This is a genomic window from Mycobacteriales bacterium (genome assembly GCA_035550055.1).
Taxonomy (GTDB): Bacteria; Actinomycetota; Actinomycetes; order JAFAQI01; family JAFAQI01; genus DASZTV01.
The window spans coordinates 1-24,524 of record DASZRO010000047.1; the positions used below are offsets into that span (position 1 = coordinate 1).

The window sequence follows — 24,524 nt, forward strand, 5'->3', positions numbered from 1 at the left end:
CGTGTTCGCCGATGACGGCGCCATCTGGTCGGCCGGCATCCGCTACAGCCAGCAGGCGGGCGGAGACAACGAGGGGCCGACGGTGGACGCGGCCGCCACGACGTTCTCCTACCGCGCAGCGCAGCGGCTGTTCGCCTCCGATGTTGTCCGGTTCGGCGATGCCAAGAGCGAGAAGCGTCATCGGCTGACCGGATCCGGCAGGCCGGTCAGTCTCGACTCCTACTTCGAGGGCGTGCACGACGGGACTGTGCCGGTGTCGACGCTTGCGATCGGCGGCAGCTACTACGTGTCGCCCCCGCCGCAGCTTTCCGACCAGTCGCTGCACGCAACCGGGCTGGCGTTTCGTGGGCCGATCTCGGTCACCTTGCGCATCCCGCCGGACAACCGCGGCGTCGTCTTGCGGCGGCTCGCCGATCAGGTGGCGAGCGTGCCGGTGCGGGTCAGCGTCGACGGTCAGCCGGTCGGCATCTGGCCGGGCGCCGAGTTCCAGGGCGACCCGCTGAAACGCTGGCTCGAGACCGACTACGCGCTTCGCCCGGACCTGACCGCCGGCAAGCACGCGATCGTCGTCAGCCTCGCCCCCGCCGTTGCTGGCGAGACAGCGACGGCGTACACCCTCGAAGCCTGGAGCACCCGGCGCTGACGCTGTGAGTCGGCTTTCACCTCCGGCGCACCGCAAACGTGACGGGAGCCCTCAGCGCGCGGCGTCGATGAGAACCGCGGCGGCGGCTTTGGCGCACTGCGCGGCCTTCTTCTTGCGGTCCAGACGCGCGCTGACGATCGCCCCGTCGTAGAGCATCCCGAGTTGCTCGCCGAGCGCCTTGGCCTCTTTGATCCCCGCCTCGGCGGCGAGCTCGGTGAACAGCTCACGCAGCCAGCCGCGAGCCTTCGCCGAGACGGCTTCCTCGACCCCGCCGGGCAGTCCCTCGGCGCTGGCGTTGATGAACGCGCAACCGCGGTACGACGGCTTCGCGATCGCGGCGTCGGCGACGTCGAAGACGGCGAGCATCTTCGACCGCGGGTCCTGGTGTTTCGCGACGCCTTGCCGCACCCGCTCGTTGCGCTCCTCGTAGCGACGCAGCAGGTAGGCCTCGATCAGCGCGTCCTTGCTGCCGAAGCTGCTGTAGAGGCTGGCCTTTGCCACACCGGCCCGCGCGATCACGGTGTCGATCCCCACGGTGTGGACGCCGTGTTCGTAGAACAGCTCGTCGGCGGCCGCGAGCAGTCGCTCACGTGCCGTCCCTCGGTCGGTGTCCGAGCGCCGCGCCGTACTGGCTCCCATAATCGCTTGACGATAACAGACAGGTCTGTCTAGTGTCTGCCTAACCAGACAGACCTGTCTGTTAGATGCGGAGAGACCGATGAGCAAGAAGGCGGCGTTCGTCCTTCAGCTGACGATCCTGATCGAACTGCTCGCGTCGTCGAGCGTCCCAACCCCGCTCTACTCGATCTATCAGCAGAAGTGGGGATTCAGCGCGATCACGGTCACGGTCGTCTTCGCCGTCTACGCGTTCGCCGTACTGTCCGCACTGCTCGTTGTCGGAAAGCTCTCCGACCACGTCGGTCGTCGCCCGGTGCTGTTCGCGGCGTTGGCTTCTCAGCTCGCCGCGCTCGTCGTGCTTGCCACCGCGTCTGGCATCTGGATGCTGGCTGCGGGTCGGGTGCTGCAGGGCGTGTCGACCGGCGCAGCGGTCGGCGCTCTGGGAGCGGGCCTGATCGATCTCGACTCGCGGCGAGGGACCGTCGCCAACGGAGTCGGGCCGATGACCGGGACGGGTACCGGCGCGTTGCTGTCAGGGCTTGCGGTCCAGTTCCTGCCCTCACCGACCCACCTGACCTACCTCGTGCTGATCGGCGCGGTCGTAGCCCAACTGGCCGGGCTGGCGCTGATGAACGAGACGGTCACCCGCAAGGTTGGGGCGCTGGCCTCCCTCAAACCGCAGCTCGGGATTCCGTCGCGCACCCGCGGCGCGTTTTACGCCGCGATACCCGCCCTCGTCGCGGTCTGGTCGATCGCCGGCTTCGACGGTTCCCTGGCGCCGTCCCTGGTGCGTGAGCTCTCCGCCTCGTCCTCCTACGTGCTCGGCGGGCTCTCCCTCACCTTCCTGGCAAGCGGGGCGGCGGTCAGCATCTATCTCACCCGCGACGTCGACCCGCACCGCACGATGCAGGGCGGAGCGGCATTGATCGGGCTGGGCATGGCCGGTGCGCTCACCAGCGTGGAGGTGGGATCGGTGACCGGGTTCTTCGCGTCGACCGTCGTGGCCGGCCTCGGGTTCGGCGGCGGCTTCCAGGGCAGCATCCGCACCGTCGTACCGCTCGCACATCCGCATGAACGAGCCGGCCTGCTCTCAGCGTTGTACGTCGTCTCCTACCTCGCGTTCGGGCTGCCCGCGATCGCCGCCGGCGTTGTGGTGGAGCACCTCGGCCTGCTGACGACCGCACGCGGGTACGCCGCCGTCGTGATCGTGCTCGCCCTCGTCGCGTTCGCCGGCTCCGCCTTCACCGCCAAGGCGGCTTCGCGGGTCGCCGAGTCGCCGGCTGATGCCTACCCGGGTGAACCCGACTGCGAGCTGGCGACGGCACGCTTCGCCCTCGCGGCTACACGAACCAGGTCACCACTGGGGGCCTCGATCGGGAGTCCGTGATCGTCGGTATCGGACGACCTCAGAACGGAACCCGGACAAGTGGCAGGTCGCCGGTGCTGGCAACGGGCTGTCGGCCGGCGGCAATCCGGCAGAACTCGACGGCATCAATGGTGATCGCGGGGCTTGTTATCGCCTCCCGCGCCGCAGTCAGATAGCGGCCACCGGCAGGGCCGGTGAGGTTCAGCTCGACGGCTTGTTGCGAGCGACGAGCCCACTCGACCACGACTTCGGCAACGATGCGACCGTCGTGATCGCTGTCCAGGCGCACGTCGCGGCCGGTCGCCCGTGAGATGTCGATGCGGTGCATCCAACAGTCGCGGGTGTAGATCACATCGAGCAGATAGCCGAGCTTCCACTTCTCGGGTGGCGTGACGGCGTCGTAGGTGATCTTGATGGCCCGCAGCGCGGCGGGAATCCGGCGCCGCCGGCTCACCGAGCGCGGTGATGTCCGGCGCAAGCCGTCGACGATCTGGTCGGGCGAGAGCGCCTGGCGTCGTCGAGTTTGGACCTCACTCAGCGCATCCTCGAGTGGCGGCGCGAGCGGACGGGCAAGCCACATCTGACGGGCGAACTCGACGGCGGAGGCGTGAGCCTCTGCGGCGGCGAGCACGTGGGACGCCATCGTCCGCACGTCCCAGCTGGGGCACTCAGTTGGGTTCCGCCAGCTGTCGGGTTCGAGGCCCGTGAGCAGATCGATGAACCGGGCGTACTCGGTCCCCGCCAGGTCGAGCGCCTCACTATGTGACAGCACGGAGATGTCAGCGACGTGTGCGGCGCGCTCGCTCACCTCGGGCCGTCTTCCTTTCCGCCAGGTGCCCATAGACCATATCGGCAACGCGGTCGGTCAGCGACTTCCATCGTTCCCCACCCGGGTCATTCGAGATCTGCTGGTCAACCAGGCCGGTGATGACCGCGGTGATCAAATCGAGATCGGCCGGAGCGGCGACCACGCCCATTGCGGCGAAGTCGTCACGAACCAAAGCGAGCGCTTCGACAGCGCAGCTGTAGGACTCTGGCGACGGAACGAAGCCAGGGATCGCGCGCTGGAACAGCAGCAGGTAGCGCGTCGGATCCGAGGTGCAAAAGTTGAAAAAGAAACGGTAGTTCTCCCGCATCCGGATCGTGGGGTCGGACGACATCGTCGTCAGCCACCCGCGGTACGCGTCGAGGAACTGTCGTGCTGCCTGACCGAACAGCGCGTCGTAGAGCGCGTTCTTCGAAGCGAAGTAGACGTAGAGGGACGGGGGTCGCATATCGACGCGAGCGGCCACTTCGGACAGCGACATCGCCCCGAGCCCTTGCTCGCGCGCGACGCCCCAGGCCGCAGCGAGGATTTCGTCGCGGGTTGCGGCGTGTCGCCTGGCCCGTCGATCGCGCCCGCTCGACCCGTGAGCGTCGCCGCTATCTGTTGTGTCCACGCCCAACTTGCTGTGATGCGACGTCGATTTCAGGGGCGCAAACGTAGCACGGCGGGGCTTCGGACCCAGGGTGGTTGCATCGCGGAACCCCCTTGACGGCTTTTCCTAATGCCATTAGGTTATCAGATCGAAGGTAGGAATACCTCCGTGGTGCAGCTCCGAGGGGGTGGGACGAATGAGCCGAACGGTTTGCGACTCGGGCGTCGACGTACGCCGGCAACCGATGGGTCGCGGCGCAACGTTTGCGGGATGCATCGCAATGGCGGCACTGATGACCGCGTGCGGTTCGAATGGCTCGGCGCCGATTGCGCGAACCTCCGGGTTCGTCGGTCCCACGCCAATCGCTCCCACAGCGGCGGTGAAGTTGACCTCATTGACGCTGTCGGTTGCGCAGGTCAGCCCGGCGATGCGGGGGAAGCCGTTCGGCCCGGTGACGGAGCCGCGTCGCTACCTATACACCGGCTTGATGGGCCCGGACAACGCCACACTCAGCGCGGTCTGCGGGGTGCCGACGTTTCCAAGCGACGCCGACCGGGTGGCGCGCCGCCAGGTCGCCTACATCCAGCATGGCTTTCTGGCAGCAAGCCAGGAGGTGGTCCGTTATCGATCCGGTGGTGCCGCACTGGCTCTGCGGGAGCTCCGCTCCGCGACGCGGTCGTGCCCGAAGTCCTTCCCAATCACCAAAGGCAGCGTCGCATCGAAAGTGACGATCGATCCGCCCAACCCCGACTTGCTTGCGAAGCAGCTGACGATGCAGTTCTCGATCACCCAGCCGAACGGGCCCCGCACTTGGGAAGTCGACGTCTACCAGTTCGACGGCAATTACTTGTCGGCGTTCTACGTCTTCAACTCGACGCTTCGCTTCGCGAGATCGACTGCCTTTCAGTTGGCAAGCCTCGCGGCTGCGAAGCTCGCAGCGTCTGGTGCCTGACGCAGTGAGCAGGAGGCCGTCTGCTCTGTCCCGCCGCGACGACGATGGTGCAAAAGGCGTCACGCACTCCAGGGCCCGGTTTGTCCTGACGATGGTGATCGCTACTGCTCTTGTGCTTCCGGTCACTGTTGCCTCGGCTGCATCCCCCGGCCGAGGGGCAGAGCGTCGGCACGTCTTCGCCTCGGCGATCTCGGCCACAGCGGGGATCGAGCCCCGCTATGCAGCCTCGATCACCCGTACACAGGGAGGCATTCCCCACATCGTCGGCGCAAACTTCGGCGACGTGGGCTACGGCTACGGCTACGCGTTCGCACAGGACAACATCTGCACGATGGCCGCCGACTACGTGACGGTCGAGGGCAGGCGCTCGTTCTATTTCGGGCCGGCGGCGAGCTACCAGCAGCGTGCCAACGGAGTGACGGTCAGCAATCTCGACTCCGATGTCTTTTGGGCCGAGGTGCGTGACTCGGGGATCGTCGGCAGGCTCACCCGTCAGCGTCCACCGCTCGGACTGCTTCCCGGCGTCCGTGCCGTAATGCGTGGCTACGTGGCCGGCTACGACCGTTACCTGCGCAGCGTCGGGGGCGCTGACGGGATAACTGACCCGGCATGTCATGGCAAGCCCTGGGTGCAGCCGATCACCATTCAGGACGCGTACCTGCGCCTCTACCAACTGGTCCTGATGGCAAGTTCCGACGTGCTGATGCCCGCGATCGCCGAGGCCGCACCGCCCACGCTGACCAGTCCCATCTCTGCGGCGGTCAACGTGCGGCGGACGGCGACCCTGATCGCGGAGGGCTGGAAACGCGCCATGGCTGGGATGGGCAGCAACGGGATCGCCGTTGGCAAGGCCGGCACGCGCGACCACACCCACGGTCTGCTGATCGGCAACCCGCACTTCCCGTGGATCGGGACCGAGCGGTTCTATGACGCCCAGATCACGATCCCGGGTCGGCTCAACGCATCGGGCGCCTCGCTGTTCGGCGTGCCACTGGTCCTCGTCGGACACAACAAGTGGGTTGCGTGGACCCACACGGTGTCGACGGCGTTCGAGTTCACGCCGTATGAGCTGAGCATCGTCGCCGGCGAGCCGACTGAGTACTACTACGACGGTGCCGTAATGAAGATGCGGCCGCGTACGGTGACGGTCGCCGAGCGCGTCGACGGCAAGGTCACGAAGGTGAGCCACACGCTGTGGTGGACGAGGTACGGCCCGATGATCACCTCGCTGGAGGGCGTCCCGCTTCCGTGGACTGCCGCCACAGGCTTCACCTTCCGCGACGCCAACGCGACGAACTTGCGGGTCTACAACCACTTCCTCAGAACGGATGAAGCGCACTCCGCGCGCCAGGTGCTGCACATCCTGGACAAGTACCAGGGCATTCCGTGGGTCAACACGATCGTCGCCGACCGCACGGGACATGCGCTGTACGCCGACATCGGCGCGATCCCGAACGTGTCGAACCAGAAGGCGCATCGCTGCGACACGGCGCTCGGTGATGCGACGTACGCGCTCCTTGGCCTGCCAATCCTCGACGGTGCGACCTCTGGATGCAACTGGGGGAACGACCCCGACGCAGCTGTCCCCGGCATCTTCGGCCCCAGCCACGAGCCGCATCTGTTCCGCAGCGACTACGTCACCAACGCCAACGACTCGTACTGGCTGGCCAACCCGAGCCACCCGCTGACCGGGTACGCGCGGATCATCGGCACCGAAGGAACCGCGCGGTCGCTGCGGACCCGCATCGGGCTGATCATGACGCAGGACCGCGTGTCAGGCATCGGAGAGCAGAAGGGGTTCACCCTCCGTGCGATGCAAAACCTCTTTTTCTCCGACCGGCCGTACGCAGGCGTGCTGTGGCGCAGTCAGCTCGTTTCGCTGTGCAAGACATTCCATGCCGCCGGCGTAATCCCTACGACGAGTGGAGTTACGCCGGTCGGCGACGCGTGTGGCGTCCTGACGGACTGGGATCTCCGGGAAGACCCGGACAGTCATGGCGCGATCCTGTTCCGGCGGTTCGTTGACAACCTGATGAGCGGCAGCCTCAGCACCGTCGAGGGCGACACAGGGGTCGCGCTGTACTGGCAGCATCCGTTCGACGTGAGCGATCCGGTGCATACCCCGTACGGACTTGACGTAGCCGATCCAGAAGTCGCGATCGCGCTCGGCAACGCGATCAACGACTTGCGGCAGGCCGACCTTCCTCTGGACGTCGCACCCGGCAAGATCCAGGGCGTCCACCGGGCCGGGCACTTCATTCCAATCCCCGGCGGCGAGGGTGACCCGAACGGTGAGTTCAACGCGATCTATGCGCCGTGGATCAAAGGCAAAGGGCTCGGTGACGTCGACGATGGCTCGTCGTTCGTGCAGGTAGTGACCTGGAAGACGGGAGATCCGTACCCCGTCGCGCGGACCATCTTGAGCTATTCGGAGTCGAGCGATCCGACTGATCCGTACTACGACGACCAAACAACGCTGTTCGCGCGCAAGCGCTGGATCCGCGACAGCTTCTCTGCCGCAGCGATCCGCAGGAACGCGATCGTCCCGGTGGTGCATCTCGCCGGCTCTTGATTCGACCGCTACGTATCTGGCATCGACCGTCAACGAGGAGGGCAAGCAGATGGCAAAGTTCCTGATCACCTGGAAGATCCGAGAAGGGTTGTCGGCTCAGCAGAACCACGACGACCTCAAGACGATGTTGAGCACGTTCGGCAAGTGGGAGCAACCGGCGGACCAGACTTTCCATCAGTGGGTGTTGCGCCTGGACGGCAACGGCGGGGCAGCGATCGTCGAGACCGACGACATTGCCGGCCTGGGGCGGGCGCCTCAACTGTTCGCACCGTGGCTCAGCTACGAGATCCACCCGGTCATCGACATCGCCGACGGTGCGGCGATGGCTCACGAAGCGGTGCAGAGCCGCGAGGCGATGCGCTGACCGTCGGTCTCGGTCGGTCGGGGCCGGCAAGTCCGGTCTCGACCGACTTTGCCGCCTAGACGTCGAGGCGCATGACGGCCATCGTCCGACGGCCGTTCTCGGTGGCGACCAGCACCAGCGACGACGGGCCGGCTTGGGCGGTCGCGAGCTGGTCGTCGTAGCTGGCCTGGGCCCCTTGCCACGGCAGCCGGATCCGGACCAGCCCGTGTGTGCCGAAGCTCTTCGCGACGGCGCCGTTCGGCTTGATCACCCGCAGCAGCTCGCTCGACTCGCTGGCGAAGGAGCTCTCGGCGAGCAGGGTGTTCGGGCCGTGCTGGAACGCGTCGATCTCGCCGTACAGCGGTGACGCGAAGCGGACCACGCGGCCGATGATGCGTCCGCTCACCGCGAAGTGCGCGAGGACGCCGTGGGCGGACTTCGCGGTGATCTTCGGCCCGTCGGCGCACGGCCGCTGCCCGACCCCGACAAGGGTGATCTCGTTGCCGTCCGCGTATGCGTCACCGACGAAGGCACCGAACGTATGCGTGCGCCAGAAGCGGTTCAACGAGTTGGTGAACCGGACGACCGGCCTGCCCATCGAGGTGAGCAGCTCCAGCTGGTGTCCCCAGCACCCCATGTTCCCGTAGTTGACCTGGGCGAGGATGTCGCCGTCCGGCAACAACGACAGCGACGAGACCCCGGAGTCCTCCCCGGTCGGCAGTACGACGCTGCCGTTGTGCCCGAAGTCCGGGTCGTATTCGCCTTGCTCGGTGAGACCCGCGGCGTGGTTGACGGTGCAGCACCCGCCGCCGGAGTTGTCGCCGGCGACCACCACCTCGCCCGAGCGCTCCTGGGTGATCGCCGTCGCCTCGCCGTGTTGCGGCAGCGCGATCCAGCCGCCGGCGCCGAAGGTCGGGTCGAGCGCGCCCGACGCCGTGATCGCGGCGACGACCCAGCGGGCACGGTAGGACCCGGCGAGCAGCGCGCCGCCGCCGCTGCGCGGCGCGATCGCGTCGATCCACAGGCCGAAGTTGCCCGGCACGTTCCCGGGGTCGGCGACCAGCGACGACGGGATGGTGAGGTGCGTCGTACCGCCGTTGCCGAACTGCGCGTCGGGAGTGCACTGCGTGGTCACCGCGTCGAGCACGACGTAGGGCTGGCCGGGGTAGATCTGCCCGAACGACGTCAGGGATGAACCGTCCGCCAGCAGCCCGCTGGCGATCGCGGCGCTCCTGAACCCGTTGGTCGCCAGCTGGACGCCGTGGCCGCCGTTGCAGCCGGAGTCGGCGATGTTCGGCCTGATCGTGAAGCCGCCGGCCGGGGTGGTGGTCGCCTGCGCCACGCCGGCACCCGCGGCGAGTACGGCGGAAAGGACGATGAGCAGCCGGATCAGCGATCGAGTCACGAGGCCGATCATGGCATCGGCCGGCGGCCGCCTGTCCATCGATATGGTGCCCGGGTGGTCGAGCGTCGCGAGCTGAATGCCGTCATTTACGAAACGGACGGGCCGATCGCGCGCATCATCCTGAACCGGGTCGACAAGGCCAACACCAAGGACGCCCAGCTGGTCGAGGAGGTCGACGCCTGCCTGCACGAAGCCGACCGCGACGGCGCCATCAAAGTGGTGATCATCAAGGCCAACGGCAACGGCTTCTGCGGCGGTCATGTTGCGCGCTGGGGCCCCGACGAGTCCCCATACCCGGACTTCGGCGACACGTTCGAAAGCCTCTACAAGGGCACGGCTGACCTCTTCCTGTGGCCGACGTTGTATCTGTGGGAGTTCCCGAAGCCGACCATCTCCCAGATCCACGGGTACTGCCTCGGCGGCGGCATCTATCTCGGACTGCTCACCGACTTCTGCGTCGCGTCCGACGACGCGTACTTCCAGATGCCGCTGGCGCGAAGCCTCGGCGAGCCGGGCGGCCACACGATGATCGAGCCGTGGCTGCTCATGAACTGGCATCGCACGATGGACTGGCTGCTGCTCGCGCCCACGCTCGACGCCCATCAGGCGCTGGAGTGGGGGCTGCTCAACAAGGTGGTTGCGCGCGAGGACCTCGAATCGACCGTAGAGGACATGGCGCAGCGCATCGCGCAGATCCCGTTGACCACCCTGATGGCGGTCAAGAACAACGTGAAGCGGGCGTATGAGCTGATGGGCATGCGAGTGCACCTTCAGGTCAGCCACATCCTCACGAACATGGTCGGGGCAGCGACTGACGTCCAGCAGCGTCGCGCCGAGATGATCAAGACGAACCTCAAGCCGCGCGCCTTCCTGGAGCACTCGGAGATCGCGCAGCCAGAGACCGCGCGACCGGCGGACGAGCAGTGAACGTCGCCGACCACGCCGCGAGCAGGCCCGACGCGGTCGCACTGCTCGTCGGCGACGAGCGCGTCACGTACGCCGAGCTGCACGCCCGCGCGATGCGAGTCGCCGGACTCCTCCACGAGGCAGGCTTGCGTCGGGGTGACGCGGTCGCGTTGATGCTCACGAACCGTCGCGAGTTTCTCGAAGTCACGTGGGGCTGCCAGCTGTCCGGGCTGTACTACACGCCGGTCAACACCCACCTGACCTTCGACGAGGTGGCCTACATCGTCGACGACTGCCAGGCGCAGGCCCTGTTCATCGATGCGTCGATGCCGCAGCTGGCCGCCGAGCTCCGCAACCGTGACAGCCGGGTCGGGTCGTGGGTCGTGGTCGGCGCCGACTGGGACGGCTGGCAGTCCTACGAGGCTGCGCTGAGTGCGGTCTCGTCGTACCCCGAGATCTCCGACGGCTGCGAGATGCTCTACTCGTCGGGCACCACCGGCCGGCCGAAGGGCATCCGCCGACCGCTGCCGACCGAGAACGGGTCCTGGGCGCAAGGCCTGTTGGAGCAGGCGGCGCTGCACCTCTACCAGGCGAACGCCGACAGTGTGTACCTGTCGCCGGCGCCGCTGTATCACGCCGCCGGCGTCAACTACACGATGGCGATGCACCGCATCGGCGCCGCGACCGTGATCGTCCCCAAGTTCGACGCCGAGGAGACCCTGCGCCTGATCGAGCGGCATCGGGTCACCCACGCCCAGTTCGTGCCGACCATGTTCGTCCGGATGCTCAAGCTGCCGAAGCAGGTGCGTGACAGCTACGACCTGTCGAGCCTGCGATGGGTCGTTCACGCGGCCGCGCCGTGCCCGGTCGACGTGAAGCGGGCGATGTTCGACTGGCTCGGACCGATCATCTACGAGTACTACGGCGGCACCGAAGGCTTCGCCGGCGCGACGATCGGTCCGCCGGAGTGGCTGGCGCATCCTGGCTCGGTCGGTCGGCCGCTCACCACGGTGCACGTGCTCGGCGAGGACGGCGAGGAGCTGCCGGTCGGCGAGGCGGGCGAGCTGTTCTTCGAAGGCGGCCCGGAGTTCTCGTACTGGGGTGACCCCGAGAAGACGAAGTCGGTGTCCAACGAGCGCGGCTGGCGAAGCCTCGGCGACATGGGCTATCTCGACGAGGACGGCTACGTCTACCTCACCGACCGCGCGACCTTCATGATCGTGTCGGGTGGGGTGAACATCTACCCGCAGGAGACCGAGAACCTCCTGATCATGCATCCGAAGGTTGCCGACGCCGCGGTCTTCGGCATCCCGAACGACGAGTTCGGCGAGGAGGTCAAGGCCGTGGTGCAGCCGCTCGACGGCATCGAGCCCTCGGCCGAGCTTGCCGACGAGCTGATGGACTACTGCCGTACGCACCTGGCGGGCTACAAGTGCCCGCGGTCCATCGACTTCGACCCGCAGCTGCCGCGCGACCCCAACGGCAAGCTCTACAAGCGCCGGATCCGTGACCGCTACTGGGAGGGTCGCGCCTCCCGCATCCTGTGAGGGCGCTCGCGTGACCGACGACCCGCTGCGCGACGAGCTGCTGACCAAGATCGGCAAGCCGATGGGGCTGTCCGGCCCGTCGACGGCACCGGATCCGGTCAACGTCGCGATGATCCGGCACTGGGTGGACGCGCTCGACGACCGTCACCCTGCGTACGAGGAGACGACCGCCGCCGGCACCCGGTTCGGCGCGATCGTCGCGCCGCCGGCGATGTTGCAGACCTGGACGATGGGACGCCCGACGATCGCGGGCATTCGCGAGCGCGGCGGTTCGGCGGGCGAGGTCGGGCCTGACAGCCCGCTGTCCGTGCTGGCCGCGGCTGGGTACGTCGGTACCCTCGCTACCAACACCGAGCTGACCTTCGACCGCTACCTGCGAGTCGGCGACGTCCTCACCTCGGACACCGCGTTCGAGTCGGTTTCCGAACAGAAGCACACCGGCCTCGGCAAGGGCTACTTCATCGCCTGGTCGAACAACTTCTACGACGCGGCGGGCGAGCGGGTCGGCAGCCAGCTGTTCACCGTCTACAAGTTCGCGCCGGGTCCGCCGCCGCAGCGGCGGGCAAGCCGGCCGTCGTCGAGCAGCGAGCCACCGTCGGGCGAGGAGCTGCCGCCGTTCGACCTCGAGGTGACCGCGACGGTGATCGTCGCCGGGGCGCTCGCGACGCGCGACTTCATGCCGGTCCATCACGACCGGGACTACGCGCAGGCGCAGGGTGCGCCTGACATCTTCATGAACATCTTGACCAGCAACGGCTACGTCTCGCGCTACGTCACGGACTGGGCCGGCGGGGACGCGCGGGTCCTCACCATCTCCACCCGGTTGGGCGGTCCTGCCATCCCGGGCCAGCCGCTGCGGTTTCGCGGCCAGGTTGCCACCGAGGCCGTGGAGGACGGCGAGCGGGTCGTCGAGGTCGCGGTCCGCGCCGACAACGACCTGGGCAACCATCTGACCTCGCGCGTCCGGATCGCCGTTCCCGCCTGACGGCGGCGCCGCGTCAGGACTCGAGCCAGCGGAGTACGGCGAGGACGCGGCGGTGATCGTCGGCCGACGGCGCCAGGTCGAGCTTGTTGAAGATGCTCGTCACGTACTTCTCGACCGAACCCGCCGACAGGTGCAGCGTCGAGGCGATGGCCGCGTTGGCACGCCCTTCCGCCATCAGCCGCAACACCTGCCGCTCCCGAGCGGTCAGGGTCTCGACGGTGTCGCCGCGCCTGGTCTTACCGAGCAGCTGCGTGACGACTTCGGGGTCGAGGACCGTCCCGCCGGCCGCGATCCGTTCGACCGCGTCGATGAAGTCCTTCACGTCGGCCACCCGCTCCTTGAGCAGGTAGCCGACTCCGGCTGCGCCGTCGGTGAGCAGGTCGGCGGCGTAGCGCGTCTCGACGTACTGGGAGAACAGCAGGACACCGAGCTTCGGGTATCGCTCGCGCAGCTCGATCGCCGCCTGCAGCCCCTCGGTCGTGTGGGTGGGCGGCATCCGGATGTCGAGTACGACGAGATCGGGCAGGGCGTCGTCGACCGCGCGGATCAGCTCGACCGCGGTCGGGACGGCCGCGGTCACCTCATGCCCGTGGGCGGCCAGCAGCTGAGCCAACCCGTCTCGAAGGACGGCCGCATCCTCGGCGATCGCGATCCGCATCACGCCACCGGAATCGAGACGGTGATGTCGGTCGGGCCGCCGACCGGGCTGACGATCGTCATCGTCCCGTCGACGGTGGCGACCCGGTCGGCGAGACCGCTCAGCCCGCTGCCGAGCCGCTGCCCCGCTTCGGCACCGCCGGCGCCGTCGTCGTGGACCCGCAGCGTCACGGTGTGGTCGACCTGACGTACGTCGACCGAGATCCGGTGGGCGCCGCTGTGCTTCACCGCGTTGGTGATCAGCTCAGCGGTGGAGAAGTAGATGATCGTCTCGACGGCTTGCGACGGTCGTTGCGGCAGGTCGATCCGCAACGATGTCGGCAACGCCGACCTCGCGGTCAGCGTCCCGAGTGCGTCGGGCAGGCCGTTGTCGAGCGCGGGCGGGTGGATCCCGCGGGCGAGATCGCGGAGATCGACGATCGTGCCTTTCGCCTCGCGGTGGGCGGTGTCGACGAGCTCGCGGACCCGTGCCAGCGCGATCTCGGAGTCGGCGCCGTCGAGCTCCTCTTTCACCATGCCGAGGCTCATCGCCAGCCCGACCAGTCGCGCCTGGGCTCCGTCGTGCAGATCGCGCTCGATGCGCCGCAGAGTTGCCGCCGACTCGTCGACCGCGATCGAGCGGGTCTCCTCCAACGACGCGATCCGGCGCTCGGCTTCGCTCGGACCGAGCAGGCCGCGGATCATCACCCCATCCAACCGGGTGATGCCGCGAAGCACCCACGGCCAGGCGACGGTGAGCGCGACACCACCGGCGAAGATCAGCCAGATCCACTTCGGCTTGTCGGCGAAGGCGTTGGGCCCGCCGCCGAAGGCCAGCCCGTGGACGGTCTTGCCGTCGACCTTCTGCGACACCTGGTGCCACCAGATCGGATAGGTCAGCCCGCCCAAGCCGTAGGCGAACAGCGAGACCGCGACGACGAACTCGACGATGGCCAACGGGAAGTTCAGCAGCATGTACAAAATCGCGCGCCAGCCGTTGCGCTCACCGATGTAGCCGACGATCCCGGGCCGTCGGCGCACCGTCGGCGCGACGACCTCGACCCCGAGAAAGGTACGGCCGAGGCCGCGGTGCGCGGCGCCCCAGCCGCGCGACATCGCCACCGCCAGACCGAGCAGCGGCAGCCCGACCAACGTGACCGACAGCCCGAGGGAGACCGCGATCGACACCACGACGAAGACAAAGCTGGCGATGGCGAGCGGGAAGCCGAACAGGCAGTAAGCGAGAGCACCCCACGTCCGGGGGTCGGCGTACGCCTTCAGCACTCGCATGCCGACCAGCGTGCCGCACCGGCCGCCCGTTACCCAGCCGGTGCGCCCCCATCTGCGGGTGGGGTCAGCCCTACCCCGATTCGGGGGCGTTCCGGCTGTTGACCGACGTCGCGAATCCGGAGGCTGACGGCATGGACGCAATCGAGGTACATCAGCTCACCAAGCGATACGGGACCTCGCTCGCCGTCGACGGCCTGAGCTTCACCGTCGAACCGGGCAAGGTCACCGGGTTCCTCGGCCCGAACGGTGCCGGGAAGTCGACGACGATGCGGATGATCGTGGGCCTGGACCGGCCGGACGAGGGCTGGGCGCGGATCGGCGGCAAGGCCTACCGGGATCTCCCGAACCCCCTCCGCACGGTCGGGGCCTTGCTGGAAGCGAAGGCGCTGCACCCGGGCCGCACCGCGCGCGAGCACCTGCGCTACCTCGCGGCAAGCCAAGGCATCGGCTTCGCCCGCGTCGACGAGCTGCTCGAGCTCGTCGGAATCGCGAACGCGGCGGATCGCCGGGTCGGCGGCTTCTCCCTCGGGATGGGTCAGCGACTCGGCGTCGCGGTCGCACTGCTCGGTGACCCGGGCGTCGTCATCCTCGACGAGCCGGTCAACGGGCTCGACGTCGACGGCGTTCGCTGGATCCGCGAGCTGTTGCGCTCGCTTGCCCAGGAAGGCCGGACGGTTCTGCTGTCGAGCCATCTGCTCGCGGAGGTCTCGGTGACCGCCGACCATCTCGTGGTGATCCAGCGCGGCCGGCTGGTCGCCGACTGCCCGACCGGGCAGCTCACGGCCGACGAGACCGCCAACGTGCTCGTCGTCGCGCCGCAGCGCGATCAGCTTGCCGCTGTCCTGATCGAGGCCGGTGCCACGGTCGAGGTCTGCGACGTCGACTCACTCGTCGTCAGCGGCATGGAGTCGGCACAGATCGGCGACCTGGCCCTCGCTGCCCGGCTCGCCGTCCACCAGCTCACCCCTCGTCAGACCTCGCTCGAAGAGGCGTTCCTCGAGCTCACCGAGTCGTTTGGGAGCACGTCATGACTGAACTGCGCCAGTTGGTGCACGCGGAGTGGATCAAGCTGCGGTCGCTGCGTTCCAGCAAGTGGACGATCGCCGTCCTGGTGCTGACGACGATCGGCCTCGGTGCGCTGATCAGCTACGAGGCGGCGTCCAGTTTCCATACGTTCTCGGCGCACGACAAGCGGACGTGGGACCCGACGAACAACAGCCTCGCCGGGGCCGCGTTCGGTCAGCTCGCGGTTGCGGTTTTCGGGGTGCTGGCGATCACCGCGGAGTACGCCAGCGGCACCATCCGCAGCAGCGTCGCGGCGGCACCGCGGCGCACCCCGTTGCTGGCGGCGAAGGCGTTGGTGTACGGCGGCGTCGCGCTGGTGGTGGGCGAGGTGATCTCGTTCACGTCGTACTTCGTCGGTCAGTCACTGCACTCGGGCCGCGCCCCGATCAGCCACATCGGCGACCCAGGCGTGTTTCGAGCGGTTGCGATGACGGGCGGGTACCTGGCGCTCGTCTGCCTGATGGCGCTCGGCGTCGGATTGGCGTTGCGTCACACTGCGGGAGCGATCGCTGCGATGGTGGCGGTGCTGCTCGTCCTGCCCGGCGTGTTCGCGGCACTGCCCAGCGGCGCCCAGAACGCGGTCGAGAAGTTCCTGCCCGAGCAGATCGCGGCGAGCTCGACCGGCGCGGTGCTCGCCGAGCCGCACTACTTCGGGCCGTGGACCGGGATGTCGCTCCTCGTGCTCTACGCGGCCGTCGCGATGGGAGTCGGCACGTGGTCGTTCGTACGCCGCGACGTGTGAGGTCAGTCCGAGCCCGGCGTCGCCCAGGTGGTGATGTGGTTTGCGTCGCAGTCGGCGAACCCGTTGACGTACCAGGTCAGCAGCTGGCCGCCGCTGGCGGCTTGCGCGACGAGCAGCGACCACGCCCCGTCGACGTCGAGGGGGCCGCCGACCCGGCCGATGTGCTGCGGCGCGACGGTGGCGTGCAGCTTCGACCGGTCGTGGCGACCGAGGTAGAGCGTGCCCGAGCTGACACCGACGACCGTCTCCTCACCGTTGTCGCTGCCGGGGATGAACTGCACGTGCACCGAGTCGCAGGGAGCGTCCTTCACCACGAGTGCGGTGTAGGTGCCGCGGCCGTTGTAGAACTGCATCGTGTAGTGGAAGTTCGCCTCCGGAGTGCTGTAGGCGTGCACCGGCAGGTTGAACAGCGTCGCGAAGCTCACGCGCTCGAACACCCGCAGCTTGCGCCCGACCGCGCTGACCAGCCGACCGCTCCCGGTGTACGCCGCGAGCCGGACGTCGTACACGCCGATCGGGAGCGCCGGCAACGTGGCCGAACCGTGCGAGGCGTGCAGCCGTCGCATCGTCTTCCAGGTGCTGCCGGCGAGTCGCTGGATCACGAGTCGATCGGACCCGGTGTTGGACGAGGTGTAGGTCACCGTCGCGGCCTTGCCGGCGTGCGCGTGTGCCGGAACCTTCAAGTGGAGACCTGGATGAGAGGCCGCCGCGACGGGGGCGGTGCCGACCACCGTTGTGGCGGCCAGCGCCAATCCGACCAGGCAGGCCATCCGTCGCATCGCAGGCTCCTCGTGGGGTGTCGCGTTCGGTAGATCGTTTACCGAACTGCATGCCGGGCACAACAACCTCGCCGCACGACTCGAGCAGTGGGCCGGTCGCTGGCTTTCCTGACAGGAGTGAGTTTCGCATGCCGGTCGCACAGCCGTCTTCCGCCAGATGTGTCCCGATGGACCGGTGCTGCCCGCAGCACCCCGACTGGTCGACCTTGGCCGACCATCTGCTCAACGACTTCCCGACGGAGCCGACCGAGCGGGTGCTTCGGTGCCTGCTCGACGCGCGTTCCCTCACTGACCGCATGGCCCTCGACGCCGCCGACGCGTTGGAGACCGCGGAGCTGATGGCGCGCCACACCCTGCTGGTCAACACCGGCATGGTCGCGGACTCGGCGCGAACCGATCCCCAGACGCACCGCACGTCGGCGGCTCTCGACGCACGCGAAGCGGAACTGGTCTAACCGAGCGATCCGCCCGCGAGCCGGCGCAAGATCACGTCGACCGGCTCCTCGGTCGCGGCGAGCCGACCGAGACCCGCCCACAGATTCACGAGTTCTGGGTCACCTGCGGCGGCCGCCGCCTTGCGCAGGCCGCTGGTGAGGTGGTGGATCGCCGGGTACCCGAACGGGGCCGAGGAGTCGAAGCGCGCGATGAACTCGTTGGGCAGGCCGCGCGCCGGTCGGCCGGTGAACGCCCGGGTCACCACCGGCTCACCCCGCGCCGCATCGGCCAACGCCGCACGATGGACTGCGGACGCGCCGCTCTCGATTGCGCGGACGAGCAACGTCCCGACCATGACCGCTTCGGCGCCGGCGACGAGTGCAGCCGCCACGTCGGCGGGGCCGCTGACCCCGCCTGCGGCGTAGACCGGCAGCCGGCTGACCCGCTTCACCGCCGCCACCAGCTCGGGCAGCGGCCGGTCGTCGCTGGGTCGCCGCGGGTCGAGGACACCGCGGTGGCCGCCGGCGGCCGCGGACTGTACGGCGAGGGCGTCGACGCCCGCCGCCTCGGCGGCGGCTACCTCGTCCGGTGACGTGATCGTCTGCACGAGATAGCTGCCGGACTTCGACAGCGCCCGGATGACCGACTCCTCAGGCACGCCGAACGTGAAGCTCACGACCGGCACGGGAGAAGACACCAGCAGGTCGATCTTGTCCGACCAGGCGTCGTCGTCCTCGACGGGCTCGGCGTGCGTGAGGTCCACGCCGTACCGGTCGGCGACCTCCTGGAGCTGGTGGGCGTAGCGCCGGTACTCGGCCCGGTCGACCGGCAGCGGGTTGGGCGCGAAGAGGTTGACTCCCACGATCTCGGTCGTGGTGCGCACTTCCGCGAGTTGGGTCGCCAACGCGTCGGCCGACTTGTACCCGCCCGCGAGGAAGCCGAGGCTGCCGGCCGACCACGCGCCCGTCACCAGCGCCGGGACCGTCGGTCCGCCGGCCATCGGCGCGGCGATGACCGGGTTGGTGACGCCGAGGGCCGTCAGCGCAGCGGAGACCCCGGAAGCACTCACGCCTGCCACCGTAGACATGTCATCGTTTGCGGGTGCTCTTGATCGTCGCGGCGGTGGTGTTGTGCGGCGCGGGTGCGGTCGCGATCCGCTGGGTGCTCCATCGCCACGACGCGCTCGGCCGCCCGCGAAGCTTCCCGACGATCAGCGTTGCGTTGCTCGCGCTCGTGGCGGTCGTGCTCGCCACCCCGACCTTCTTGCGGCATCGGGAAGAGTCGAAGCTCGACAAGGTGGCGAGCATCCTCGTCGGCGCGCCCGCCACGGTGCACTGCCAGACGTTCGGCGAGACGTTCACCGACACCACCGGGGACCTCGGCTACGTGAAGTTCGGCCCGGACGGCGTGCCCGAGCGGCACACGACGATCATGCGCGAGCCGTGTGAGGCGCTCAAGCACTACTACGACGGCGACCAGGCTCGGCCCAGTCACGACGAGATCGTCGCGGTGCACGTGCTGACGCACGAGTCGATGCACATGCGGGGGCAGCCGGTCGAGGCGCTCGCAGAGTGTGAGGCGATGCAGCGCGACGCCGAGACGGCACAGTTGCTCGGGGCGACCCCTCAGGAGGGTCTGGAGCTGGCACGGGCGTACTGGCTGACCGTGTATCCGGACATGCCCGCCGGCTACCAGTAGGACGAGTGCCGCCTCAACGGCTCGCTCGACGAGCATCTGCCCGACCCGCCGTGGACCAATGGCAGCTACGTCGCGGTGAAGCTGCCCTAGCTGCCTCAGCCGGCGTCTGGCCGGATGAAGATCGGGCTGGTCAGCGACTCCATCAGCAGATCGTCCCGGCAGATCGTCGTCTCCTTCCCGACGATCGGGTCACAGACGTCGGTGCGTAGCTGGCGCGCGTCGGGCTCGAGGAGCTCGGCACGGACGAACAGCGACGCCTTGGGGATTCCGTCAGCCCCCGGCCGGAAGTCGAGCGTTCCGCCGAGTGGCAGCCGCACGCGCACCTTGCCCTGGTCGGTCACGATCTGCACGACCGAACCGGGCAGTGCGTTCTCGGTACGCACCCGGAAGTCCGCGCCGGGTGCGACCTGCGACCCGGCGATCGCCTCGTAGCTGCCGTCGTGGTTTGCGTCGGCCTCGAGATAGAGCTGCGCGCCGTCCTCGACCGGCGGGAAGTCGGAGACGAACGTGTGATGCGCCTTGATCCCGTCGAGCACTCCCTGGATCGACCGCTGGGTGACGTACACCCACGTCGTGGGATCGCCAACGCCCTGGAAGGAGTCGGTCAGCCGCCAGTGCGAGTCGCTGCCGCCGGTGACACCGACCTCGTCGCCGCGGCGCAGGAACACGTCGTACCACCGCAGCGAGAAATTGTTGTCGTTGGCGCTGGGCAACGGGTTCTGGTAGGCCCACAGCCCGATGTTCCAGACCTCGACGGTGTCGGGGACGATCTTGTGGCCGTAGGTGCCGAGCCAGTCCATGTCGCTGGGATGGTTGATCTGGAAGACGCCGCCGTGCGCGCGCAGCGCGTCGGCCATCTCCTGCATGCCGCGAACGCTCTTGTCCTTGGGCGTCGCATCGCACTCGACGATCTGTTTCGTCGGCCCGTGGTTGCCGTAGCAGGACGTCGCACCGAGCATCTGGACGTGGCCCGCCTGGGAGTTCTCGTAGCCCGGGATCGACACGAAGTCCGGGTGCGCCTTCTCCCACGCGATCACCGCGGGGTCGCTCTGGTTGATCACGTTGTTGTGGTCGGTGATTGCGACGTAGCCCAGGCCCCGCTGCAGGGCTTCGTTGAGCCGGTCCACCGGCGGGAATCCCCACGTGTACGCCGCCGGGCACGGCCGTCGCGCCGCGCGGTTGGGCTTGGTGTAGTCCCAGGCCGTGAACGGCGTGATGCACGTGTCGTGGCCATAGATGGTGTGGACGTGCAGGTCGCCCGGGATCCAGAACCCGTGGCCGCCGGCCGCCGAAGCGGCGCTCGGCACGCCGGCACGTGGCGTCGCGTGCGCACCGGCGGGTACCGCGGTGACCACCGCCGCTGCGAGGGCGGCGGCGACCAGGAGCAGGCGCCGCCTCACGCGCCACGCAACGGGAGCAGCAGCGTCGAGCGGTGCTCGCCCGAGGACAGCACGGTGACCGTCCCACCGAGCATCTGGGTCAACCGGTCGACCGGGACGGTGAACCCGGGGGTGTTCGCGGTGCCGACGACCAGCCGCAGCCGGTGGCCGGCGGCGATCGTCGTGTCGGTCGGGTAGATCTCGATGCGGTACAGCTGCGGCTTGCCGGCAGGCACCGGCTCCAGCGAGGCCTTCGTGAACGGGTGGTAGGGCAAGATCACCTGACCAGCGGAGTTCCGCCACGTCTTGTCCTGGTCGAGCTTGCGAAACTGCGCGTCGAGACCGCCGGAGGTGATCTGCTCCGAGCCGGTCGAGGAGACGTCGGTGATCGTGGCGTAGAGCGAGGCGTCGGGACGGGACAGGGTCGCCCAGAGGTTCAGGGTGATCGGTCCGGCGATGTGCACCGGGTGCGCGAGCGGGGCGGTCGTGAAGGTGAGCGTCCCGGTCTCGGCCAGCGTCTCGTTCGTCGTACACGGCAGCCCGCTGACGATGCCGGCCGACCACTGCGCGTCACTTCGGTCGCACAGCCCGCCGACCGGCTCGAAGGGCATCTGTGACGAGCCGACCGCCTGGTCGGCTGAGAAGACGAGGCTTCCGTCGTTGAGTGAGTTCGCACTGCTCGCCGACTTGGCCGACGACAGGTACGTCGAGGTCCACCTGGTCCCCGGCAGCGGCCAGGACCGGTAGCGACCCCAGTGGTTGGCGCCCACCTCCCACAAGTTGATCGGCGCGACGTGATGACGGGCGCTGTCGGCGCCGAACTCGTTGTGCCTGCCGTCGAGGTAGTGCTCGAACCAGGCAACCTCGGTCGCCTCTTCACTGGGTCCGTAGCCGAGCGAGGACCACTGCGGGATCGCGCCACCGTGATACGTCGCGCCCTGCACCCACACCTTGCCGCCCTTGGGTGTCCCGGTCAGCGCTCGCCACAGGTACGGCTCGCCTCGCTGGAAGATGTCGTACCAACCGCCGACCCAGAACACGGCGGCGTGGATCTTCGATGCGCGGGTCGCGGGCGAGGAGTACTTGAACTCGGCGTCGTCGTACGGCGAGTTCAGGCCGTTGTTCGCCTCGTCGAGCAGCGCCGCACTGACCATCGCCTTCGCGCCGACACCGCCGGCCTCGTTGAGCAGGCGGTTGCCGAGGTCGATCGCCGGAGCGGTGCCGAGGTCGCCTTGCAGCACCTGGGTCGGGACCATCGTGCTGGTCGCCTGGGTGAAGCCGAACCAGAACGGCATGAACGTCGTGTCGAGCTCGCCGCCGAAGTACGTCACGTCGCGGTACGCGTCAGCCATCGGATAGTTGGCGAACACCGCCTTCACGTGCGGGTCACCGGTCTCCGCGACCAGCAGCGACGTGATCGCCAGGTACGACGTACCGGTGGTGCCGATCTTGCCGTTCTGCCACGGCTGCTTCTCGATCCACTTCAGCTCTTCGGCGTAGTCCTGCTGGGTGCGGTGGTTCCACACACCCCAGGTGCCGTCGGACGAACCGGTCCCGCGGTCGTCCCAGGTGACGACGTTGAAGCCGGCGGCAGTCAGCGCGCCGTCGTAGCTGTTGCAGTGGCCTTCAGGGTCGCCGAGGTCCTTGTTGTAGCCGTCGACGATCATGATCGTGGCGTGCTTGCCGGGGCCCGGCCGCACCACGTTCGCCCGCATCACCGCGCCGTCGCTCATGGTGACGCCGACGTTGCACATCTTGATCTCGGCCGAACCGCCGCCGGCGTGAGCGCGCGCCGTCGCCAGCGCGGGGGAGGCGATGACGGACGCGGCCGCCGCCGCGGTCAACACGAGGGTGCGAGTGGTGCGCATTCCGGTGGATTCGCCAACGTTTTGCTCGCCCCTCCCGAAAGAGCGCATACCGTGAGTCGGTGCCGGTTCCCAGCGGCCCGTCTTCCTCGGCCACCGTCCTACCCGCCGCCGTGCGGCGTCGCCGGTTCGCGCTGATCAGATCGAGACGGCTGGACTGGCCGGTCATCGGACTATCGCTGGCGATCGTGGCCGGCATCGGAACGGCGGTGGTCGCGGCGCCGTCGAGCAGCTTGCCGAAGCTTGCGAGCCTGCCGGCGACGGCGGCGTTCCGCGACCAGCGCAACGCCTCGATCGACGACGCGGATCTTCACCTCGCCGCGGTCGCTCTCGTCGACCAGGCGGTTGCCAGCGGCGTGCTCGCGGCGGCGCCGGCGAACCTCGCCACCGAGCCGGCCGCGGCGATCGTGTCTGCCGTCTACGCCACGTTGCAGCAGGCACGCACCGACGACCCGTCGCTGCAGCCACGTGACACCCGATCGCTGGTGGGCGCGACGCCGTTCAACCTGGTGCACCAGATCCACATCCGGGCTCGTCACCCCAACCATCCGCTGACCCACGCACTGCGGCTGTTCGGTCACGCCGTTGCGGTCGGGGTCTCACGCGGACTCGGTCTCGACCGATCGCACGACGCGGTGTTCCCCGCCCAGCCGCAGCACGCTGACGGCGTCTACGTCGATCCGGTGCTGCCCGCGCTACCGGCTCACGCGACCGTCGCGATGGTGGCCATCCGAGCGGCGATGACGCGGCTTGGCGACCCCTACGTCTGGGCGGCCGCCGGGCCTGACACGTTCGACTGTTCGGGACTGGTCCGGTGGGCCTTCGGCAAGGCCGGTCTCCGGCTGCTCCACTACACCGGCTACCAGTGGGAAGAAGGTCGGCTGATCCCTGCGCGGGACGCGCTGCCCGGCGACCTGGTGCTCTTCTACCGCGACCTCAGCCACGTCGGCATCTACCTCGGGTCCGGCTGGATGCTCAACGCTCCCTACACCGGCCAGTACGTCAACGTGGTGCCGGTCCACGGCAAGGTCGCCGGGATCGTCAGGCCGTAGCCGTCGCCGTCGCCGTTTCCGTCGGTGCGGGCGGCGCGCTGGTCGTCGATGACGACGTGACGGTCGGGGTGGCGGCCGGCGGCGGTGACTGCTGTTGGCCGGTCCCGGAAATCGGCGCCCCTCGCCACACGATCGTGACCGGCTGCCAGCCGATCGACTTCTCGCCGGTCGCGGTGTGCGCGCCGGTCCGGTAGACGTGTGCCCGCCACGTCGTACCCGTCGTCTGGAGCGGCCCGATCACGTCGCGGTGGTGAGAGCAGTGGTAGGCGAGCAGGTTGCCGGCCACGCGGAGCACGGCGCCGACGTCGCGCAGACAGCGAACCGTCCGGCCGAGCGCCAGCCCCCACGGAGCCGACGCCGGACGCGAGGTGGGCCCGCCGGTCGCGGTGCCGACGAGGTGCACCTCGACGACGCGCGCCTGCCACGGCTTGTCCTGACAGATCATGGTCGCCGAGTCGGCTGCCAACGGCCAGCACGGGTCGAGCAGCACTTGCCGGGCCTGCGGGCTCGCACAGCGGTACGCCGAGCCGACCTGGAACGAGCCGAGCTGACAGGTGCCGTCGCCGATTCGCCGGGTGATTCGGTACGACGACTGCAACGCGCCGGTGGCGTCGAGCGGGCCGACGGTCCGGACGGCGGTCGGAGGGGTTGCCGCGGCAGGCGTCAACGCGGCGACCGAATAGGCGCCGACCGCGACCAGCACCAGGCTGAGCGCGGTCAACGCCAGTCGGGTCGGGGTCATGCTCCGACGGTAGCCCCGGTTCTCCGTGCCTCCGGTCGCCCCGGTGACCAGGCACGGACGGTAAACCGGCGCGGGCGGTCGTGCGT

24 protein-coding genes and 1 pseudogene are annotated in these 24,524 nt (G+C 68.6%); 14 read left to right on the forward strand and 11 right to left on the reverse strand.

Annotation, left to right across the window (positions count from 1 at the left end; all coding sequences use genetic code 11):
* The coding region (locus VG899_07325) for a hypothetical protein (GenBank protein HWA66164.1) at positions 1–643 on the forward strand (643 nt) is incomplete at its 5' end.
* A 51-nt stretch (positions 644–694) separates the two neighbouring features.
* Here the strand turns inward: VG899_07325 and VG899_07330 are convergent.
* Positions 695–1,282, reverse strand: a complete 588-nt coding sequence (locus VG899_07330) for a TetR/AcrR family transcriptional regulator (protein HWA66165.1) — start codon at positions 1,280–1,282, stop codon at positions 695–697.
* Positions 1,283–1,361: 79 nt separating this feature from the next.
* On the opposite strand from VG899_07330, the gene VG899_07335 reads away from it, so the two are divergent.
* Complete coding sequence (locus VG899_07335) at positions 1,362–2,648, forward strand: MFS transporter (GenBank protein ID HWA66166.1); 1,287 nt, start codon at positions 1,362–1,364, stop codon at positions 2,646–2,648.
* 19 nt (positions 2,649–2,667) lie between these two features.
* Here VG899_07335 and VG899_07340 read toward each other — a convergent pair whose 3' ends face one another.
* Together VG899_07340 and VG899_07345 are read right to left on the reverse strand one after the other, a co-directional pair.
* A complete protein-coding gene (locus VG899_07340; protein ID HWA66167.1) occupies positions 2,668–3,435 on the reverse strand; it encodes a maleylpyruvate isomerase family mycothiol-dependent enzyme in 768 nt (255 codons plus the stop codon).
* Positions 3,407–4,066 carry a TetR/AcrR family transcriptional regulator gene (locus tag VG899_07345; protein HWA66168.1) on the reverse strand — a complete coding sequence of 220 codons (660 nt, stop codon included), beginning with the start codon at positions 4,064–4,066 and terminating at the stop codon, positions 3,407–3,409. The genes VG899_07340 and VG899_07345 overlap by 29 nt, the downstream gene beginning before the upstream one ends.
* A 373-nt stretch (positions 4,067–4,439) precedes the next feature.
* Between VG899_07345 and VG899_07350 the strand changes: the two genes are divergently transcribed.
* The 3 genes from VG899_07350 to VG899_07360 all read left to right on the forward strand — a co-directional run bounded on the left by VG899_07350 (position 4,440) and on the right by VG899_07360 (position 7,933).
* Positions 4,440–4,997, forward strand: a complete 558-nt coding sequence (locus tag VG899_07350; GenBank protein HWA66169.1) for a hypothetical protein — start codon at positions 4,440–4,442, stop codon at positions 4,995–4,997.
* Positions 4,998–5,088: 91 nt separating this feature from the next.
* Positions 5,089–7,569 (forward strand): penicillin acylase family protein, encoded by a 2,481-nt coding sequence (locus VG899_07355; GenBank protein ID HWA66170.1) that lies wholly within the window; start codon positions 5,089–5,091, stop codon positions 7,567–7,569.
* Positions 7,570–7,618: 49 nt separating this feature from the next.
* Positions 7,619–7,933, forward strand: coding sequence for a DUF3303 family protein (locus VG899_07360; protein HWA66171.1), 315 nt, complete (start codon positions 7,619–7,621; stop codon positions 7,931–7,933).
* 55 nt (positions 7,934–7,988) lie between these two features.
* Here the strand turns inward: VG899_07360 and VG899_07365 are convergent, their stop codons facing one another.
* Positions 7,989–9,317: a hypothetical protein gene (locus tag VG899_07365; GenBank protein ID HWA66172.1), complete on the reverse strand. Its 1,329-nt coding sequence runs from the start codon at positions 9,315–9,317 to the stop codon at positions 7,989–7,991.
* Positions 9,318–9,371: 54 nt separating this feature from the next.
* Here VG899_07365 and VG899_07370 point away from each other — a divergent pair, with 54 nt between their 5' ends.
* The 4 genes and pseudogenes from VG899_07370 (at position 9,372) to VG899_07385 (ending at position 12,755) form a co-directional block, all read left to right on the forward strand.
* The gene (locus VG899_07370; protein ID HWA66173.1) at positions 9,372–10,244 is read left to right on the forward strand and encodes an enoyl-CoA hydratase-related protein; all 873 of its coding nucleotides are present in this window, start codon (positions 9,372–9,374) and stop codon (positions 10,242–10,244) included.
* Positions 10,241–11,770, forward strand: a complete 1,530-nt coding sequence (locus VG899_07375; protein ID HWA66174.1) for an acyl-CoA synthetase — start codon at positions 10,241–10,243, stop codon at positions 11,768–11,770. The genes VG899_07370 and VG899_07375 overlap by 4 nt, the downstream gene beginning before the upstream one ends.
* A 61-nt stretch (positions 11,771–11,831) precedes the next feature.
* Positions 11,832–12,263: pseudogene (locus VG899_07380) on the forward strand (MaoC family dehydratase N-terminal domain-containing protein).
* Between the two features lie 114 nt (positions 12,264–12,377).
* Entirely contained in the window at positions 12,378–12,755 is a 378-nt protein-coding gene (locus VG899_07385) for a MaoC/PaaZ C-terminal domain-containing protein (protein ID HWA66175.1), read from the forward strand.
* A 13-nt stretch (positions 12,756–12,768) separates the two neighbouring features.
* Here the strand turns inward: VG899_07385 and VG899_07390 are convergent, their stop codons facing one another.
* Together VG899_07390 and VG899_07395 are read right to left on the reverse strand one after the other, a co-directional pair.
* Positions 12,769–13,413 carry a response regulator transcription factor gene (locus tag VG899_07390; GenBank protein HWA66176.1) on the reverse strand — a complete coding sequence of 215 codons (645 nt, stop codon included), beginning with the start codon at positions 13,411–13,413 and terminating at the stop codon, positions 12,769–12,771.
* Positions 13,413–14,681 (reverse strand): sensor domain-containing protein, encoded by a 1,269-nt coding sequence (locus VG899_07395; protein HWA66177.1) that lies wholly within the window; start codon positions 14,679–14,681, stop codon positions 13,413–13,415. Before VG899_07395 ends, VG899_07390 begins: the two co-directional genes overlap by 1 nt.
* Positions 14,682–14,812: 131 nt before the next feature.
* On the opposite strand from VG899_07395, the gene VG899_07400 reads away from it, so the two are divergent.
* Positions 14,813–15,712, forward strand: a complete 900-nt coding sequence (locus VG899_07400; protein HWA66178.1) for an ABC transporter ATP-binding protein — start codon at positions 14,813–14,815, stop codon at positions 15,710–15,712.
* Positions 15,709–16,488 carry an ABC transporter permease subunit gene (locus tag VG899_07405; protein HWA66179.1) on the forward strand — a complete coding sequence of 260 codons (780 nt, stop codon included), beginning with the start codon at positions 15,709–15,711 and terminating at the stop codon, positions 16,486–16,488. Before VG899_07400 ends, VG899_07405 begins: the two co-directional genes overlap by 4 nt.
* 2 nt (positions 16,489–16,490) lie before the next feature.
* Here the strand turns inward: VG899_07405 and VG899_07410 are convergent, their stop codons facing one another.
* Positions 16,491–17,267: a hypothetical protein gene (locus VG899_07410; GenBank protein HWA66180.1), complete on the reverse strand. Its 777-nt coding sequence runs from the start codon at positions 17,265–17,267 to the stop codon at positions 16,491–16,493.
* 167 nt (positions 17,268–17,434) lie between these two features.
* On the opposite strand from VG899_07410, the gene VG899_07415 reads away from it, so the two are divergent.
* Positions 17,435–17,722: a hypothetical protein gene (locus tag VG899_07415; protein HWA66181.1), complete on the forward strand. Its 288-nt coding sequence runs from the start codon at positions 17,435–17,437 to the stop codon at positions 17,720–17,722.
* On the opposite strand, the gene VG899_07420 is transcribed toward VG899_07415, so the two are convergent.
* Positions 17,719–18,771 carry a nitronate monooxygenase gene (locus VG899_07420; GenBank protein ID HWA66182.1) on the reverse strand — a complete coding sequence of 351 codons (1,053 nt, stop codon included), beginning with the start codon at positions 18,769–18,771 and terminating at the stop codon, positions 17,719–17,721. The genes VG899_07415 and VG899_07420 overlap by 4 nt on opposite strands.
* Before the next feature lie 32 nt (positions 18,772–18,803).
* Between VG899_07420 and VG899_07425 the strand changes: the two genes are divergently transcribed.
* Positions 18,804–19,400 (forward strand): hypothetical protein, encoded by a 597-nt coding sequence (locus VG899_07425; GenBank protein ID HWA66183.1) that lies wholly within the window; start codon positions 18,804–18,806, stop codon positions 19,398–19,400.
* A gap of 95 nt (positions 19,401–19,495) precedes the next feature.
* Here VG899_07425 and VG899_07430 read toward each other — a convergent pair whose 3' ends face one another.
* Together VG899_07430 and VG899_07435 are read right to left on the reverse strand one after the other, a co-directional pair.
* Positions 19,496–20,800, reverse strand: coding sequence for a CehA/McbA family metallohydrolase (locus VG899_07430; protein HWA66184.1), 1,305 nt, complete (start codon positions 20,798–20,800; stop codon positions 19,496–19,498).
* Entirely contained in the window at positions 20,797–22,647 is a 1,851-nt protein-coding gene (locus VG899_07435; protein ID HWA66185.1) for a CocE/NonD family hydrolase, read from the reverse strand. The genes VG899_07430 and VG899_07435 overlap by 4 nt, the downstream gene beginning before the upstream one ends.
* 59 nt (positions 22,648–22,706) lie before the next feature.
* Between VG899_07435 and VG899_07440 the strand changes: the two genes are divergently transcribed.
* Positions 22,707–23,696: a C40 family peptidase gene (locus VG899_07440; protein HWA66186.1), complete on the forward strand. Its 990-nt coding sequence runs from the start codon at positions 22,707–22,709 to the stop codon at positions 23,694–23,696.
* Here VG899_07440 and VG899_07445 read toward each other — a convergent pair.
* Complete coding sequence (locus tag VG899_07445; GenBank protein ID HWA66187.1) at positions 23,686–24,438, reverse strand: hypothetical protein; 753 nt, start codon at positions 24,436–24,438, stop codon at positions 23,686–23,688. The two genes, VG899_07440 and VG899_07445, sit on opposite strands and share 11 nt — an antisense overlap.
* Between the last annotated feature and the right edge of the window lie 86 nt (positions 24,439–24,524).

Coding starts and splice junctions, on each gene's coding strand:
- VG899_07435 (HWA66185.1), bottom strand. CDS start 22,647: ATGCGCACCACTCGCACCCTCGTGTTGACCGCGGCGGCGGCCGCGTCC.
- VG899_07355 (HWA66170.1), top strand. CDS start 5,089: ATGGTGATCGCTACTGCTCTTGTGCTTCCGGTCACTGTTGCCTCGGCT.
- VG899_07390 (HWA66176.1), bottom strand. CDS start 13,413: ATGCGGATCGCGATCGCCGAGGATGCGGCCGTCCTTCGAGACGGGTTG.
- VG899_07415 (HWA66181.1), top strand. CDS start 17,435: ATGGACCGGTGCTGCCCGCAGCACCCCGACTGGTCGACCTTGGCCGAC.
- VG899_07445 (HWA66187.1), bottom strand. CDS start 24,438: ATGACCCCGACCCGACTGGCGTTGACCGCGCTCAGCCTGGTGCTGGTC.
- VG899_07335 (HWA66166.1), top strand. CDS start 1,362: ATGAGCAAGAAGGCGGCGTTCGTCCTTCAGCTGACGATCCTGATCGAA.
- VG899_07410 (HWA66180.1), bottom strand. CDS start 17,267: ATGCGACGGATGGCCTGCCTGGTCGGATTGGCGCTGGCCGCCACAACG.
- VG899_07405 (HWA66179.1), top strand. CDS start 15,709: ATGACTGAACTGCGCCAGTTGGTGCACGCGGAGTGGATCAAGCTGCGG.
- VG899_07330 (HWA66165.1), bottom strand. CDS start 1,282: ATGGGAGCCAGTACGGCGCGGCGCTCGGACACCGACCGAGGGACGGCA.
- VG899_07360 (HWA66171.1), top strand. CDS start 7,619: ATGGCAAAGTTCCTGATCACCTGGAAGATCCGAGAAGGGTTGTCGGCT.
- VG899_07395 (HWA66177.1), bottom strand. CDS start 14,681: ATGCGAGTGCTGAAGGCGTACGCCGACCCCCGGACGTGGGGTGCTCTC.
- VG899_07400 (HWA66178.1), top strand. CDS start 14,813: ATGGACGCAATCGAGGTACATCAGCTCACCAAGCGATACGGGACCTCG.